General features: G+C 52.3%; 15 protein-coding genes. 13 read left to right on the top strand and 2 right to left on the bottom strand.

Features of this window, described 5'->3' with window-relative positions; all coding sequences use genetic code 11:
* Positions 1-299: 299 nt before the first annotated feature.
* The 11 genes from B5F34_RS06415 (at position 300) to ccsA (ending at position 13,329) form a co-directional block, all read left to right on the top strand.
* Entirely contained in the window at positions 300-1,265 is a 966-nt protein-coding gene (locus B5F34_RS06415) for an SPFH domain-containing protein (RefSeq protein ID WP_087336271.1), read from the top strand.
* A 4-nt stretch (positions 1,266-1,269) separates the two neighbouring features.
* Positions 1,270-2,604 carry an alpha/beta fold hydrolase gene (locus tag B5F34_RS06410; RefSeq protein ID WP_087336269.1) on the top strand — a complete coding sequence of 445 codons (1,335 nt, stop codon included), beginning with the start codon at positions 1,270-1,272 and terminating at the stop codon, positions 2,602-2,604.
* A gap of 54 nt (positions 2,605-2,658) precedes the next feature.
* Positions 2,659-2,853 carry an Arc family DNA-binding protein gene (locus B5F34_RS06405; protein WP_087336267.1) on the top strand — a complete coding sequence of 65 codons (195 nt, stop codon included), beginning with the start codon at positions 2,659-2,661 and terminating at the stop codon, positions 2,851-2,853.
* A gap of 11 nt (positions 2,854-2,864) precedes the next feature.
* Positions 2,865-3,329, top strand: a complete 465-nt coding sequence (locus tag B5F34_RS06400; protein WP_087336265.1) for a hypothetical protein — start codon at positions 2,865-2,867, stop codon at positions 3,327-3,329.
* Positions 3,330-3,616: 287 nt separating this feature from the next.
* Complete coding sequence (locus B5F34_RS06395; protein WP_087336263.1) at positions 3,617-5,017, top strand: hypothetical protein; 1,401 nt, start codon at positions 3,617-3,619, stop codon at positions 5,015-5,017.
* A 40-nt stretch (positions 5,018-5,057) separates the two neighbouring features.
* The gene (locus B5F34_RS06390; RefSeq protein ID WP_087336261.1) at positions 5,058-6,299 is read left to right on the top strand and encodes an imelysin family protein; all 1,242 of its coding nucleotides are present in this window, start codon (positions 5,058-5,060) and stop codon (positions 6,297-6,299) included.
* A 328-nt stretch (positions 6,300-6,627) separates the two neighbouring features.
* Positions 6,628-8,061: a di-heme oxidoredictase family protein gene (locus tag B5F34_RS06385; RefSeq protein ID WP_162609293.1), complete on the top strand. Its 1,434-nt coding sequence runs from the start codon at positions 6,628-6,630 to the stop codon at positions 8,059-8,061.
* A 72-nt stretch (positions 8,062-8,133) separates the two neighbouring features.
* On the top strand, positions 8,134-9,348 hold the full coding sequence (locus tag B5F34_RS06380) for a porin (protein ID WP_087336257.1): 1,215 nt from the start codon (positions 8,134-8,136) through the stop codon (positions 9,346-9,348).
* 25 nt (positions 9,349-9,373) lie between these two features.
* On the top strand, positions 9,374-10,087 hold the full coding sequence (locus tag B5F34_RS06375; protein ID WP_087336255.1) for a hypothetical protein: 714 nt from the start codon (positions 9,374-9,376) through the stop codon (positions 10,085-10,087).
* A gap of 50 nt (positions 10,088-10,137) precedes the next feature.
* On the top strand, positions 10,138-11,265 hold the full coding sequence (locus B5F34_RS06370) for a Rid family hydrolase (RefSeq protein ID WP_087336253.1): 1,128 nt from the start codon (positions 10,138-10,140) through the stop codon (positions 11,263-11,265).
* Between the two features lie 21 nt (positions 11,266-11,286).
* A complete protein-coding gene (gene ccsA / locus B5F34_RS06365; RefSeq protein ID WP_087336251.1) occupies positions 11,287-13,329 on the top strand; it encodes a cytochrome c biogenesis protein CcsA in 2,043 nt (680 codons plus the stop codon).
* 500 nt (positions 13,330-13,829) lie between these two features.
* Here ccsA and B5F34_RS06360 read toward each other — a convergent pair whose 3' ends face one another.
* Positions 13,830-14,438: a response regulator transcription factor gene (locus tag B5F34_RS06360; RefSeq protein ID WP_087336249.1), complete on the bottom strand. Its 609-nt coding sequence runs from the start codon at positions 14,436-14,438 to the stop codon at positions 13,830-13,832.
* Positions 14,428-15,132 (bottom strand): hemerythrin domain-containing protein, encoded by a 705-nt coding sequence (locus B5F34_RS06355; RefSeq protein WP_087336247.1) that lies wholly within the window; start codon positions 15,130-15,132, stop codon positions 14,428-14,430. Before B5F34_RS06355 ends, B5F34_RS06360 begins: the two co-directional genes overlap by 11 nt.
* A gap of 343 nt (positions 15,133-15,475) precedes the next feature.
* On the opposite strand from B5F34_RS06355, the gene B5F34_RS06350 reads away from it, so the two are divergent.
* Together B5F34_RS06350 and B5F34_RS06345 are read left to right on the top strand one after the other, a co-directional pair.
* Positions 15,476-15,835, top strand: coding sequence for a BlaI/MecI/CopY family transcriptional regulator (locus B5F34_RS06350; RefSeq protein ID WP_087336245.1), 360 nt, complete (start codon positions 15,476-15,478; stop codon positions 15,833-15,835).
* A complete protein-coding gene (locus B5F34_RS06345) occupies positions 15,832-16,587 on the top strand; it encodes a TlpA disulfide reductase family protein (RefSeq protein ID WP_087336243.1) in 756 nt (251 codons plus the stop codon). Before B5F34_RS06350 ends, B5F34_RS06345 begins: the two co-directional genes overlap by 4 nt.
* The last annotated feature ends 24 nt before the right edge of the window (positions 16,588-16,611 follow it).

Here is a 16,611-nt window from a genome sequence, read left to right as displayed (position 1 = left end):
CTTTGCCCGGTCTTGGGGCTGAACTTCTAAGCGCTTCGGACGAAACTTCTAAGCCTTGAGAAGCCGGCTTCTTATATAGAGGAAGCAGAGGAGTAAAGTATAGGGGGGTACCAGCGGTCTGCTCTGGCAGGTTCTTGGGGGAGCATCCGCGGGTTGAAGCCGTGGATGGAAGTTCTCTGCCTATGCCATTCGGGGCATCCGGCATTTTTATTGAAAATAAACCAGATATAATTTGTCCGTATCCAAAATAGATGTTATCTTTGTGTTATCAAAATAATATCATTCTAATTTTATTCGCTATGGAAACAAAAGAATTTATGTTCAAGGGATTCAAGATGAATGGTTTTGCCATGCTTTTCCTTCATTTGCTGGTGTTTACAGCCGTTATTGTGATCTGCTTTGCCGTGGGTGGTGTGGCCCTCTACGTGGCGGGCAGCGTACTGACGTTGGCGTGGTTTATCCTGCTGGCAGGCTATATGCAGTTGGAGCCGAACGAGGCACGCGCCATGGTGTTCTTCGGCAACTATAAGGGCACGTTTCGGGAGACGGGTTTCTATTGGGTCAATCCTTTCTTTGACAAGAAGAAACTTTCGCTGCGCGCCCGCAACCTCGACGTTGAGCCTATCAAGGTGAACGACAAAGTAGGCAACCCTATCCTCATCGGCTTGGTACTGGTATGGAAGCTGAAGGACACGTATAAAGCGATGTTCGAGATAGACTCGCAGACCATGGCTTCGGCCTCTGCTCCTGCCTCCAACGGCAAGGAAGTGGCCGTCAGCGTGGGCAACGCGGTTGCCGGGCGTATGAATGCCTTCGAGAATTTCGTGCGGGTACAGAGCGATGCGGCCCTGCGCCAGGTGGCCGGGCAGTATGCCTACGACGACAATGAGGGCGAGGCCGGCGAACTGACTCTCCGTTCGGGTGGCGAGGAAATCAACGAACAGCTGGAGCAAAAACTGAACGAGCGGCTTGTCATGGCTGGGTTGGAGGTGATGGAAGCCCGCATCAACTACTTGGCTTACGCACCCGAGATTGCCGCCGTGATGCTGCGCCGCCAGCAGGCATCGGCCATTATCGGTGCCCGCGAGAAGATTGTGGAAGGGGCCGTATCGATGGTACACATGGCACTGGACAAACTGAAGAAAGATGACGTGGTCGACTTGGACGAGGACAAGAAGGCTGCTATGGTAAGCAACCTGCTCGTGGTGCTCTGTGCCGATGAGTCTGCCCAGCCGGTTTTGAATACGGGAACTCTTAATCATTGATATTATGATGCGACGATTGATGTGCTCCCTTTTTCTCTGTCTCCTCGGACTCGGCCTCTGCGCCCAGACGGCAGATCGCCTGCCGTTGGCCCAGTGTGCCTACCTTTATTTCGTGTCGGGGCAGGGCGATAACCTCCGCTCGATGCTGAGCGACGAGATGCAGGCCTCCTTGTCTGCCGATGTTCTGGGTGGGATGTACCGCCAGTTGGAGGGGCAGTTCGGCTCCCTGCAATCTGCGGGCGAATGGCACCAGGTCGAAGCCGAGGGACTGGCAGTCTGTTATCGCGACCTGACGTTTGAGAAGTACCCCCTCCGCTTCCAAGTTGCATTCAATGGAAACGGGCGCATCGCGGGTCTCTTCGTGAAGCCTGCACCAAAGCCTTCTCCTGTTTCCGTCGCACCGGACAGCTCGCAGGTGATGGAACGTGACACGCTCGTTGTGTGCGATGCTTTTCGTCTGCCTGCCACGCTCACCCTTCCCCGTCGGGCGGTGGAGAAGGGGAGGCTGGTGCCCTGCGTGGTGCTGGTGCATGGTTCAGGTCCGCATGACCGTGATGAAACTATTGGTCCCAACAAACCTTTCCGCGACTTGGCCAGAGGATTGGCAGCGCGGGGCATAGCCACCTTGCGCTACGACAAGCGCACCTTCGTCTATCGCGCCGACTGCGTACCCGAAGGTCGCCAACTTGACCTCGATGTAGAGACCGTGGACGATGCCGTGGCTGCGGTAAGGTTGGCTCGCACCTCGTCCGGAGTGGCAGCAGACAGCGTTTATGTGCTGGGGCATAGCCAGGGAGGCTGGCTGGCGCCTCGTGTGGCAGGACGTGTATCTGGTTTGGCGGGCATCATTCTGTTGGCTGCTCCCGCCCGTCCGTTGGAAGACCTCCTGCTGGAGCAAGTTACTTACCTGGATAGTCTTGCTCCCTCGGCACAGGGCAAAGCGCAAGTGGCCGACCTGCAACGCCGGGTAGAGAACGTGAAGCGCTTGGGCACGTCTGCTTTTTGCGACACCATTCCTTTCCCGTTTGCAGCTCCCCGTTCGTATTGGGCAGATATAGTAGCCTACCGTTCTGTGGAGGCAGCCGCCCACTTGACGCTCCCCCTGCTGGTGTTACAGGCCGAACGTGACTATCAGGTGACGATGCGGGACTACAGCCTATGGCGTGCGGGTCTGTTGAAATGCCCTAACGCCTCGTTCAAGTCTTATCCCCGCCTGAATCACCTCCTGCAGGAAGGCACGGGTAAGGCTACGCCTGATGAATACCAACGGTTCTCGCCCGTTCCCTCCTATGTGATGGACGACGTGGCTCGTTTCGTTCGTACCGGTCGCCTGGAGTGACTGTACCCTGTTCTTTGTTTTATTATTTATCATTCCTAATTTTTTATTACATCAGTGGCTAAAAAAGAATCGACAACCAAGAGTTTTATCCTGCGTGTGGATGCCGCAACGATGGATGCCCTCGAAAAGTGGGCAGCCGATGAGTTTCGCAGCATCAACGGCCAGCTTCAGTGGATTATCACTGAGGCTTTGCGCAAGAACGGCCGGCTGAAGAAGCCGCGTCAGACTCCGTCTGCCCCTGAACAATAATAGTATCGCTTATGAAACTCATCAATCTTGGTTCCCGTACCCCGCAAGATGTGCCTGACGTCCGCTTCCGTCCTTCGCTCATCGACCATGTGTTGGAGGGAATTGCATTCTTGCCCGTGCTGGCCAACTGGATATATATCCTTTATCGCTACCGCATGTCCGGTGGCGACCTTCCGTCTGATCTTTATCTGTCGGGTGGAACTGCGCTGTTTTTATTCATTCTGCTGGGTGTTGGGGGATATTTGCCTTCCCGCTCCATCAACTTCCCCTTCCGTGTAAGGGCGCACAACCTGGTGGTTCAGTACATCCTGGCTTTGCGTCTGATACGGGTGGTGAACATCATCATCTGCCTGCAATTTCTCTTCACCACCCTCTCCACCTATCATGACTGGGCGAATGTCGGTTTCTCCGTCTGTGTGTGTCTGCTGTTGGCAGCCCTTGCAGGCTATATGGTACTGGCTTGGCGCAGACGTTGAGATAAGCAGTATTGCGAATCTGTAAGTCGTAATGTCCGTGTCCGGAGGTTTCTTCAGACACGGACTGTGCTTTTTCAAGTCTGGATATTTCTTCTGATACGAGGGGTTGTATGCCCGTTTGTGGCGTTTGGTTATGCGCCTTCTTATCTCTCCTTTCTCTTTTCTGTTTCTGCTTTTACCTACTTGTTACTACTTCCTTCCGATTATACCTTTTTTTAGGTATTGCCTTACTTTTTAACCGCCCTTACCTTTGCAGCCGATAAAAACAACAATTATTTAGGTAAAAAATGAAAAGAATTACGGGTTTATTTATGTTGTGCTTTCTGCTGACGTTTAATGGCGTACGGGCGGAAGAACCGGAAAAGACACCGGAAGCGGAAGACACAAAGACAAGTCTGGTGCAGAAAGCCAAGCAGAAAATTGCTGCTACGGCTGAAGACGATTACGAGAAGTTTCGCTTCGGAGGCTACGGCGAAATGGTGGCTGCGTTCAAGGATTATGGCATCAACCGCTTCTACGGTGGCAGTACAGGTAGTGGGCGTGACCATCGCAATACCATCTCTATTCCCCGCTTTGTACTGGCTTTCGACTATAAGTTCAATTCCAAGTGGATTCTGGGCGCAGAGATTGAGTTTGAATCCGGCGGCACCGGACAGGCCATGGAACTGGAAACCACCGAGAACGGCGAACGCGAAGTGGAATTGGAGAAGGGGGGCGAAGTGGCTTTAGAGCAGTTTCACATCACGCGCCTTATTCATCCTGCCTTTAATATTCGCGCCGGACACATGATTGTACCCGTAGGGTTGACCAATGCCCATCATGAACCGGTGAACTTCTTCGGTACGGTACGTCCCGAGGGAGAGACTACCATTTTGCCTTCTACATGGCACGACACCGGCTTGGCTGTCTTCGGTACTTTGGGTAAGGGATATGCTACCTTCGACTATCAGGCGATGGTGGTGGCTGGTTTGAATGCCAACGGATTCAACCGCGACGAGTGGGTGGCTGGCGGCAAGCAGGGATTCTTTGAAGAAGACAACTTCACTTCGCCCGGCTATGCCTTCCGCCTGGATTACCGCGGGGTGCCGGGATTGCGCGTAGGTGCTTCGTTTTATTACTGCGCCAACACCATAGCCAATGCCGACAAGCCCACGGAGTATAGCAAGACGGACGGTGGACAATACCGGGCTCCGGTGCGCATCTATACGGCCGACTTGCAATACATCAACAAGTATGTCACGGCGCGGGCCAACGTGGTCTATGGTAACCTGACCAATTCCACAGCTATCAGTAACTACAACCGTCGTCTCTCCAACGACTCTCCTTATAGCCGCATGACTCCTGTGGCCAAACATGCCGCCAGCTATGCCGGTGAGGTCGGGTTCAACCTGCGTTCTATCTGCGGCGGCAACCGCAAGGTGCCCGTTATCTATCCCTTCGTGCGCTACGAATACTACAACCCGCAAGAAGGCGGCGAGGCCGGACAGTCGATGGAGATTCGCAACAAGGTGAGTATGTGGACAGCCGGACTCAACTGGCGCGCCCTGCCCAACTTGGTGGTGAAGGCCGACTATACCACCCGGCAGATTGGCTCTGGCAAGATGTTTGGCAAGACCGACTATAACTACAACAGCGAGAACGAGTTTGCCATCGGTATTGCCTACGTGGGCTGGTTCTTGAAACGATAAAACAACCATACGAATAATCCATTTAAATATCATTACGACAATGAAGAGAAAATTTTTCTTTGGTGCAGCCTTGTTGGCCGCACTGACTTTGGGCACGGTTTCGTGCAGCGACGATAACAACGGAACGGGCAATGGTAACGGCGACTGGACGTACGACGGCGATGCAGCCGACATTGATTACACCTTGGCGAATGCCAGCGACTGGCACAACTACATGGGTGTTGTAGCACAGCTCCTTCGCGAAGATGCCAGCAACCTCTACAGCTATTGGGCAGAGTCTTACCAGGGCGGCAGCTCGTATGCCGAATTTTTCAAGGCACATGCCGAAGGCACTACCTTCCCCAGTGCCCTGTCGGCCATTGGGCAGATTATAGACGGTTGTTGGGACATTGCCAATGAGGTGGGTGAACAGAAGATTGGCGACCCCATCAACAAGTGGAACAGCGGCGACCACACAGCCGCCGTGTATGCCGTGGAGTCGTGGTATAGCTGGCACTCCCGCGAGGACTATTCCAACAACATCATCTCTATCTACAGTGCCTTGTGTGGCAGCCGTAACGTAGTGGTGGATAACGAATTGTCCCTGAATCTGGAGCAGTCGGAAGTGGCAGAGCACAGCATCTATAATATAGTGAAAAACCATGACCCCCAGCGCATAGACGACTTGATGCTGCTGGTGAAAAATGCCCACGATGCCATCTTGAACATTCCGCAGCCCTTCCGCAGCAATATCAACAGCCAAGAGGCATTGGATGCCCAAGATGCCTGCGCTGACCTGGCAGACGGACTGACGGCTTTCAAGAATTACCTGAACAACGAGACGGCCATCAACTCCGACGAAGTGCTCAACCCCGTGGTAGAACAATATGTGGACGAGGTAGTAGTGCCTACGTATGCCGACTTGAAGCAAGAGGTGGAAGACCTTTACAGCGCTATTGCCACCCTGGCTCAGAACCGTACCGATGCCAACTTCCGCGCGGCAGCTGCCCAGTGGATTGTGGCCCGCGAACCGTGGGAAAAGAGCGAAGCCTTCCTCTTCGGACCGGTGGCTGATCAGGGACTGGACCCGAACATGGACTCGTGGCCCTTGGACCAGGACGGCATCGTGAATATCCTGAAGTCGGGCGATTATGGCCAGTTGGAGTGGTCGGGCGACTTTATGACGGACGAAAACGGTGACCCTGTAGAGAACATCGCTGCAGCACAGAGCGTGCGTGGTTTCCATACGCTGGAATTTCTCCTCTTCAAAGACGGACAAGCCCGTACGGTGCCTGCCGAATAAGCCGGTGCCAGTGCCCGGAACAACAGAAAAGTAAGGGAATTCAAACAATTCCTTTACTTTTTCACTGTGTTTGTACATCTTGAAGCTGTATGTGGCAGATCTTTCCCCCTGGTAGAAGGTGAAATCATATTTTTCTGATAACCAGCTGCTTGCTCCTTATATATAACGAGCCGGCTTCTTATCGCTCGGAAGTCTCTTTCTTATCGCTTGGAAATTTGCTTCTTATCGTTCAGGAGTCCGTTCCAGAAAAACGGGTGGATGCCATCGGCTTCCTGACATCGGTGTTACATCGCAGAAAGTTTTGTATCGTATTTAAAGTAAGTACATCATGCAAATAAGAAAATATATTTATCCGTTAGTGCTTTCCGGTCTGATAGTCTGTACGGCCTGCGAGGATGAGGGGCTGGATGTGCTGGACGTCGAGGTACCCGAAGGGTTTGCTCTCTCTGCCGGTACATCTACCAACTTCCTGACCTCCTCCAAGGCCTACGACCAAGAGTCGTCCTGGATTACAGGTAAGTACCTGAACCGTTTCAACGAGGGAGACGCGCTCTACGATGATGTGCGCACCAGCAGCAACGGACAGGGTGGCGGTTTGGGACCGGTGTATGCCGGCTACAGTTGTGGAAGCTGCCACTTGAACGCCGGACGCACCCGTCCCACGCTGTGGACAGAGGGCGGGTCGGGCAGCAGCGGCTTCTCTTCCATGCTCGTCTACATCACCCGGCGCAACGGAGCTTTCTTCCGTAATTACGGACGAGTGCTGCACGACCAGGCCATTTACGGTGTCGAACCCGAAGGTAAGCTGAAGGTGGAGTGGAGGTATGAAACCTTCGAATTTCCCGATGGCGAGACCTATGAACTGGCTGCTCCTACCTATACCATCACTGAATGGTATGCCGACAGCATACGTCCCGAAGACCTGTTCTGCACCGTGCGCATCCCCTTGCGGCATGTGGGCATGGGGCAGATGATGGCTATCGACACCCGCGAAATAGAGGCCCTGGCCGCCAAGAGTAACTATCCGGAATATGGCATCAGCGGCCGTTGCAACTACATTACAGAGAAGGGAGTTACCGGTGTCGGCCTGTCCGGCAACAAGGCACAGCACCTCGACCTGACCGTTGAACTGGGTTTCTCCAGCGATATGGGCGTGACCAACAGTCGTTATCCTGAAGAAATCTGCGAAGGGCAGGCACAGGTAGACCAGGGCAGCATGATGGGGCTCAGTTACGACCAGTTAGACGTGTCGACCGAAGAGATGGAAGATGTCGACCTCTACATGCAATCACTCAGTGTACCGGCGCGCCGCAATGTCAACGATCCACAGGTGCAGCGTGGGGAGCAGATGTTCTACCAGGCCAAGTGCCACCTCTGCCACACCGTCACCCTGCATACCCGTCCCCGCGGTTCTACCTTGCTGAACGGCACGCAGCTCACCTGGTTAGGCAGCCAGACCATCCATCCTTATTCTGATTTCCTGCTGCACGACATGGGCAGCGAAATCATGGATGTGGGACTGAACGACAATTACGTCAGCGGCCTGGCACGCGGCAATGAGTGGCGTACTACCCCGCTGTGGGGGATAGGTCTGCAGGAAGTGGTGAACGGACATACTTACTTCCTCCACGATGGTCGTGCCCGCAATTTTGTCGAGGCAATCATGTGGCATGGCGGCGAGGGCGAGGCTTCGAAGAATCTCTTCAAGAACATGTCCAAAGAAGACCGTGATGCGCTGGTAGCCTTCTTGCGCTCTCTTTAAGGAAAGCATCCTTCTATGCATCATGTATGGAAGAATCTTTTTTCCCAATGATAACCTTTAATGCAGAAATAGATGAAAAAGATATTTGCAATCGCACTCGTGTCGGCACTCCTTCCCTTGCCGGCCCTGGCGCAATACGAAGCTGATACGGAGAACGGAGTTGTTTCGTTGGCCGGTAGGGAAGGCTTCTCCATCGAAACCAAGAAAGGCGACTTTGTGTTCAAGCCTTACCTTTTGGTGCAGGCCAGTGCCAACTACAACTGGTATGACGATGAAGGGTTGGACCCCGCTTACAACCAGGACAACGTGGCTAATTCGGGCTTCTCCATTCCGTACGCCGTGTTGGGCTTTACAGGCAAGGCCTTCGAGAAGGTGACGTTCAATCTATCTATCAATGCAGCTGCTTCGGGCGGAGCTTTGTTGCAGCAGGCTTGGTTTGATGTGGCGTTGAAAGAGCAGTTTGCTGTCCGTGTGGGCAAGTTCAAAACTCCTTTTTCGCATGCCTATCTCACTACGTTGGGCGAAACACTCTTGCCCGTAATGCCGCTTTCGCTTACCACGTCCGTCATCTTGCCTTATTCGCTCAATGCCGTTACGCCCAACATAGGTACCGGTTTCGACTTGGGTGTGGAAATTCATGGCCTTTTGGCGGGCAAGTTCGGTTACGAAGTAGGACTCTTCAACGGTACGGGCGCATCGGTCAACGTGGCTGGCAAGACGTTGAGTGACGACTGGCACATTCCTTCGCTGCTTTATGCCGGCAGGTTGACTTATATGCCCAAAGGAGTGATGCCTTCTACGCAAGGCAATCCCAACCGCTTGAACGAGGATAAGCTGATGGTCGGTCTTTCGGCTTCGCTCAATGTCGAGAGTGAGAGTGAGAGTACCAACGATACGCGTGTAGGTTTGGAGTTTGCCTGGTTGCACCGCAAGCTTTATCTCGCAGCCGAAGCCTATTACATGAATGTAGGGTTTACCAGTCGCCAGAAGATAGACAAGTCCTATAATTACTTGGGAGGATACATTCAGGGCGGTTATTTTGTGGCTCCGCGCCTACAATTGGCGGCACGTTATGATTTCTTCAATCGTAACGGCATGGATACCGATGGCTTTATGAACATGCCTGCTGTGGGAGTCAATTATTTCTTCAAAGGATGTAACCTGAAACTGCAGGCCATGTATCAGTTTGTAGGTCGCTGGGGACATGACACGCAACTGGACCGCGATAACGACGATTTAGGCGTAGCTACGCATTCGGGTACCGTCTTGTTGCAGTATTCGTTCTAAGACAATAAGGAGTATGGGTAGACGTATGAGAAAGTATTTGTATATCTTGACGGTGCTCGGTTCGCTTGCCTTAGGAAGTCTGGCTTCCTGCGACAGCGGCCCGGTGGACGAAACCATCGCCTACGTTCCCCAGGAAGGGCGTACGGTGAAAGTAACCGGTACTTTTGAAGGCATGGATTCCTGGCCGGGCGGCTATACTGTGGCTGTGGCTGGTTTCAGCCATGCTTCCGAATATGCTGTGGTGGCCAAGAACATTGCTGTGGGCAACGGCGAAGTGCAAACGATAATGAGCGGCGTATCTGAAGAGGTGACCGAGGTAGAGGTTTGCGTTATCGACCGTCTGCGGGTACGGGTAGCCACGTTTGCCGTGGTGGAGAACATCAATGAACTGGCCGACGACACCATTCGTCTGGATGTAGGTACGCTGGATGTGGGTATGTTCAATACTGTTCAGCAGAGCGTGTTCAATGCCAATTGCATAGCTTGCCACGGCATGAGTAACGAGGCTGCACGCGGTCTTTACCTGACAGAAGGGAGAAGCTACGATTGCCTGGTAGACAAACAGTCGTCGGCTAATCCGGAGTATTTGCTGGTGAATCCCGGTAACAGTGCAGAGAGCTTCCTGCATCTGGTGTTGCACGACGACGGCTATCTGAGTCACGGTCATACGGACATCTTGTCGGCAAAGACGGAACTGCTGAACCTGATTGATGATTGGATAGACAACGGCGCCAAATAGTAATGAATGAATAACCTTTTATGAACAACAACGAATAACAACAACCTATTATGTCGGAAACAACAAATACTGAGATATTCAGGTTCTGCCCCGAAACAGGAGTGGCAGAATATCATACCATCATTCACGTAACGGACACCAAACTGACCTTTACCGAACAGGCCGAAGCCGTGCGGACAGCTTTCTGTCGTCTGTTGGAGGGCGAACTGAAAGGAGCCGTGCCCGTATTCAAACGCTATTTTCTCAGCGATGCCGCCAATCAGGCCGATTTACTCTTGGGTATGGAAGACGAAAGTCCCGACTGTCCGCTGTCTATTGTAGAGCAGCCTCCTCTGGACAAAACCAAGATTGCCTTATGGGCTTATCTGCAAACCGGCGTGCAGAGTCGGGTGTTGCATAACGGTCTGTTTGAGGTGAAACATGGAACCTGTCGCCACTTGTGGGGAGCCGCTGCCTATAATCATGCTGCCAATTCGGAGTATCAGACCCGTCTGCTACTGAACGACTACGTGATGCAACTGATGGAAGAAGGCTGTAAACTGGCCGATAACTGCATCCGCACGTGGTTCTTTGTACAGAACGTGGATGTGAATTATGCCGGAGTGGTGAAAGCCCGCAACGAGGTGTTTGTCACACAAAACCTGACGGAGAAGACACACTATATAGCCAGTACGGGCATTGGAGGCCGTCACGCCGACCCTAAGGTTCTGGTACAGATGGACACCTATGCCGTAGACGGATTGCTACCGGGGCAGGTGCATTATCTTTATGCCCCTACCCACCTTAATCCCACTTACGAATATGGGGTCAGTTTCGAGCGGGGCACGTATGTGGACTATGGCGACCGTCGGCAGGTGTTCATCTCCGGCACGGCAAGCATCAATAACAAGGGCGAGGTGGTTTATCCACGGGATATACGTCGGCAGACAGAACGTATGTGGGAGAATGTGGATGCTTTGCTGAAAGAAGCCGACTGTACTTTTGACCACATCGGGCAAATGATTGTTTACTTGCGCGATGAGGCGGATTATGATGTGGTGAAGGAACTGTATGACGCCCGCTTCCCCCATACGCCCAAGGTCTTTGTGCATGCGGCTGTCTGTAGGCCGGGATGGCTTATCGAGATGGAGTGCATGGGGGTGAGGCAGTTAGAGAATAAAGACTTTGCCGCATTCTGACGGAAATAAAATGAGGAAACATTGAAACGTTCGATTCTATTTCTGTACGTGGCTTTGGTGGGGTTACTGGCTGTTGCCACCTTTGTCGAACGGGCACAAGGCACGGACTTTGTGGCACGTCATGTATACCACACCGGCTGGTTCTGTTGCCTGTGGGGATTGTTGGCTGTGCTGACCATTGGGATTTTTGCCTGGGCTCGTTTGTGGAGGCGCATGCCTTTGCTGTTGCTTCATGGTTCTTTCTTAGTCATTCTGATAGGAGCTTTGATTACGTTCGTATGGGGGCGGCAGGGATATGTGCATTTGTCGGAAGGGCAGGAAACCTCGCATTTTGTAGAGCATGACAGCCGCCGGATGGTTCCACTGCCTTTTACGTTGCATTTGGACAGTTTCCGCATCGCGTATTACCCAGGTACGGAGGCACCGGCAGACTACATCAGTTATGTCCGTGTGTCGGACGGTGGAATTGCAGAAAAGTCTGCTGCCGTTTCGATGAACCGCATCTTTGTGTGTGACGGCTACCGCTTTTATCAGTCTTCTTACGATTCGGACAAGAAGGGAAGCTGGTTGTCTGTCAATCACGACCCGTGGGGGATTGGTGTGACGTATGCAGGATATGCTTTGTTGGGCTTGTCGATGGTGTGGATGTTGCTGGCACGGTCGGGTGAATTCCGTCGGTTGCTGAAGCATCCGATATTGCGCAAAGGAGGTCTTCTCATGCTTTTTCTGTGGGTGGCAGGCATGCCGGTGCATGGACTGGAGCGTCGGTTGCCGGTGCTCACTCTGCGTCAGGCAGATAGCCTGGCATCGGTGCAGGTGCTTTATCACGACCGTGTGACTCCGCTGAATACTTTGGCACGTGACTTCGTGTTGAAGCTTACGGGAAAGCCTACTTACAAAGGATTGACTCCCGAACAAGTGATAGGTGGCTGGCTGTTGCATCCGGAAGTATGGAAAGACGAGCCGATGATACGCGTCAAGCATGCCGGCTTACGCTCACGGTTGGGCATCGAAGGAGATTATGCCCGTCTGAGCGATTTGTTTGATGGCTCGGAATACCGTTTGCAGAAGTTTTGGGATGCCTTGGGAGGCGCGAAAGAGAAGATGTCTTCTTTAGAAAAAGCCATTGTGGAAACAGACGAGAAGGTAGGTCTGATTCTGATGCTGCAACAGGGGACATTGGTCAAGGCGTTGCCGGAGGATGGAAGCGTAGCACCGCTTTCCGAAACGGCTGTCCGCGCCGAGCTGTTGTATAACCGCATTCCTTTCAGCCAGTTGCTGTTTATGTTCAATCTGACGTTGGGAGTGCTTGCCTTTGCGTGGTTGCTTTATAACGGATTGCGTGCCGTGTCTGTCTCCCGGCGTGGATGCCGGTTGGTAGAGCGTTGTTTCGCGTATGCCTTGTGGGCAGCTTTGCTGTTTCAATCGTTGGGCTATGGTTTGCGTTGGTACATTGGCGGGCGCATTCCTCTGAGCAATGGCTATGAGACGATGCAGTTTCTGGCTTTGTCCACGCTGTTGTTGGCTTGCATTTTCCGGCGCCGTTTCCCGTTCACATTGCCTTTCGGCTTCCTGTTGTCGGGATTTGCTTTGCTGGTGTCTTATCTGGGTCAGATGAATCCGCAGATTACGCCCTTGATGCCAGTGCTGGTGTCGCCTTGGCTTAGTTCGCACGTATCGCTCATCATGATGTCATACGCCTTGTTTGCCTTTATGATGCTCAACGGAGTGCTTGCCTTGTGTGTGCGGCGTGAATCGCGGCGACTGATGTTACTCAGCCGTTTGCTGCTCTATCCTGCCACGTTCTTTCTCGGAGCGGGTATCTTTTTGGGAGCCATTTGGGCCAATGTGTCGTGGGGGCATTACTGGTCGTGGGACCCCAAGGAGGTGTGGGCGCTTATTACGTTCATGGTCTATGCCGTTGCCTTTCATGCCCGAAGCCTGCCGTGGTTCCGCAGTCCCGTGTTTTTCCATGTCTATATGATTCTTTCTTTTCTGTCAGTGCTGATGACTTATTTCGGCGTGAACTTTGTGTTGGGCGGAATGCACAGCTATGCCGGCTGAGCGACCTGTGCCGTTTTCTCCTTCTTTACCTAATAATAATGACTGTTCTGCCAACGAAATACCTATTTTGCGCGATTGCCCGGTTGTGCGGAAAGCCTTACCTTTGCAACATCAGATTTGAATGAATTAGTTAGTCATAATTACGTAACCACTTTTATGAAGATAAAAGGATTCCCGCCTTCCGATGTGATATCGCGAGGCGGGGCTTTTTTTATGCCTGTTCCTGATGGGGGATGATTGGTCTTAGCCGGATTGTTGTTATGTGCTTGTCTTTTTTCCAAGCTATAAGGAGCCGATTTCGAAGCGATTAGCAGCGTGCTCCCAAGCGATAAGGAATTTGCTTCTGAGGTATAAGCAGCAAACAGCGGCAAGGTGTGCTCTCTGTGGCGGCACATTTCGGCCTTGCCCTCTGTTACGGATAATCCGCAGAATATGCAGTCGGGACCTGCCCTGCGAAGAAGTAAGGCACAGGCAGAATCTGAATGCCGCACCGTTACCCCTTACAGCTTGATGTCTTCCAAAGCTACTAACTTGTTGACGATGGCATAGATGGTCAGTCCGGCAGGTGAGTGTATTTGCAGCTTGCGGGCAATGTTCCGCCGGTGTGTGATAATGGTATGTATAGAGAGGAAAAGCTTGTCGGCAATGGCTTTGTTGGTCATGCCTTTTACCACGCAGGTCACGATCTCTTTCTCGCGCTGGCTCAGCACATCCTGTTCGCCGTTTTCCTCTTCCGGCTCTTCGGTATGCAGGATTTGGTTGATTTGGGCACCGATAGTGTCGAGGTCGTCACAGATAGAGAAGTGCCCGTCGTAGGCTTTCAGCATATTAGGGTCGGTGACGGAGCTGATGAGGGCCATGTATCGGATGCCGGATTTCTCGTGGGCAGCCTTGAAGGTTGTCAGGTCAAACCAGCCGCCGAAGTTGGGGTTGGCTATGACGATGTCCGGGGTGTGCATCTGCATGTAGTGCGTCAGCGATTCGGGCGTGGCGATTTCCACGGGCTGTACACTCAGGTTGGGCAGGCGTCTCAGCACAACGGCCAGTCCGCTGCGGATGATGACCGAGCTTTCGGCGATGACTATTTTCAACGGCGTGTTAGTGTTCATTTCTCAATTTCCTTTCCATTTGCGTCACGGCGGGGACAAAGAGGAAGTCTTCCACCTGGCAGTGTGAGGCAAGGTCCTGTTCGCAGTTAAAGATGTCGAACAAGACGGCGTTCAGCAGGTTGTTGTTGCCTGTCTCCGGATAATATTTGATGATAATGTTCTTCAGTTCTTTCAGTTTCGTGTCGATGCTGTTATGCTTGCTCACGAAGGTGGCGATGTTGAAGCGGTCGCTCAGGTGTCCTGCCAGCAGCCCGTCGACGTAAGTGAAGACGGCTTCGTTCTCATACTCCATGTGGCGTCGCACTTCTTTGGCATATTCGTCGAAGTAGCGCAGGATGAGCATGGCCACCCCATTGGCCTCCGAGCAGTCGATAGCCTCAATCAACTTGCGTCGGATGGCAGGCAGATTGAAGTCCAGAAAGTACGCGTGTGCCCGCTTCAGATAATCCATCAGGGCAGGCAGTGAGAAGTCGGTATCTCCTTCATCGTAGGTGCATTGTCCTTCGGTGATGAAGTTGGCCACAGCTAAGAAGGTAGAACAGTCCACACCCTGCGATTCGCAGACATCCTTCACGTTCTTGTCGCCGAAACCCAGTGACAAGCCGAAGCGGCTCATCACCATCAGCAGGGAATAGTTGTCGCAGATGAGATCGCTCATTTTGTCTGTCGGACGGTATTTATGTGGTTCATTCATTGTCGTTTATTTGTTTAAAAAGTACTTTTCAAAGCGCAAAGTAACGGCTTTCCTCCGACATTTGCAATCGCTATTTGTAGGTATTTTGCGGGTGTTTGGCAGCTTGCCCTACCAGATTGACCCGATGCTCCGGCTTTTGTTGCCGCGACATCTTTTTGACGGGGAACATTTTTTATGCATACAAACATATCCCGATATTCTCCGGGCGAAAATGACGGCATAGGCAATTCGCCCTATAGGGACAGCGTGAAGGATATTAACTATAGGCTTTAGTTTAATTTAACTGCAAGAATTAGTTTGTCAACTAAATAATCCCGTTATTTGCGGTAAATAATTGAGAGTTATGAAGAAGTTGACAGCAAAAGAAGAAGAAGTGATGGGCTTTTTCTGGAAGAAAGGTCCGTTGTATGTGAAAGACATCCTGGAACTGTATTCCAATCCTAAGCCGCATTTCAATACCGTGTCTACCGTGGTACGGGGGTTGGAAGAACGCGGATTTGTGGGGCACAAGGCATGCGGCAAGACTTACCAGTATTATGCCGTGGTGTCACGTGACGATTACCGCAAGGGTACGCTGCGCGGTGTCATCAGCAAATATTTCGACAACTCCTACTTGGGCGTTGTCTCGTCGCTGGTGGAAGAAGAGAAGATTACGGTAGACGAACTGAAGGCGTTGATTAGACAAGTGGAGGAGGGACAATGAAACGATGGTTACTCAGGGGGCTGCTGTGCGGCCTGTGTCTGAATGGTTTTGCTCAATCCAAGGAGGCAAAGTATGTGATAGACGGTCTCTTCTTCAGTGAAAAGCCTGCCGGGCTGAAGGAACAGTCGGTTGTTTGGAGCGTAGTGCGAAACAAGGCCGGGCAGTCGATGTGGCTTTTGCTGGATGCAACCTTGAGTGAGGAGGACCGTAAAAAGGCTATTCCTCGCGAAGACGTGCCCGATGCAGACTTTTGGTTGAAGGAAGCTGAACTGGGGGAGAACTCTTACCTGATGGTCAAAGAGAGCATGAAAGCAGATTTTGCCGGACTTACACTGAAGGTGGGCGACCACATCGGCGCTTTCGAGGTAAAGGATATGCAGGGCAAGACATGGACCGACCAGAACACCTTGGGACGTCCGTTGGTCCTGAATTTCTGGTATACGGGTTGTGGTCCCTGTATCAAAGAGATGCCGGAACTGAGTACGTGGGTGGACATCTGTCCAAACGTGAATTTCCTGGCTGTGACGTGGAATACGGCAGACGAGATACGTCCCATCATCAAGCGTTGCGGTTTCCGCTTCGTACAGGTGGCCGGTGACAAGTCGCTCTGGAAGATGTTTGGCGTGCAGCAGACACCAACGACCGTCGTTATCGACCGCGAAGGTGTAGTGTGCAAGATTGTATCAGGTACCAATCAGCAGAAACGGGACGATTTGCTGGAGTGTGTAAGATCATTACTCATTAACCGTTAAACTTTACTCATTAACCTTACTCAT

Source organism: Mediterranea sp. An20 (assembly GCF_002160055.1).
Taxonomy (GTDB): Bacteria; Bacteroidota; Bacteroidia; order Bacteroidales; family Bacteroidaceae; genus Bacteroides; species Bacteroides avicola.
This window is presented reverse-complemented; position numbering and strand designations above follow the sequence as displayed.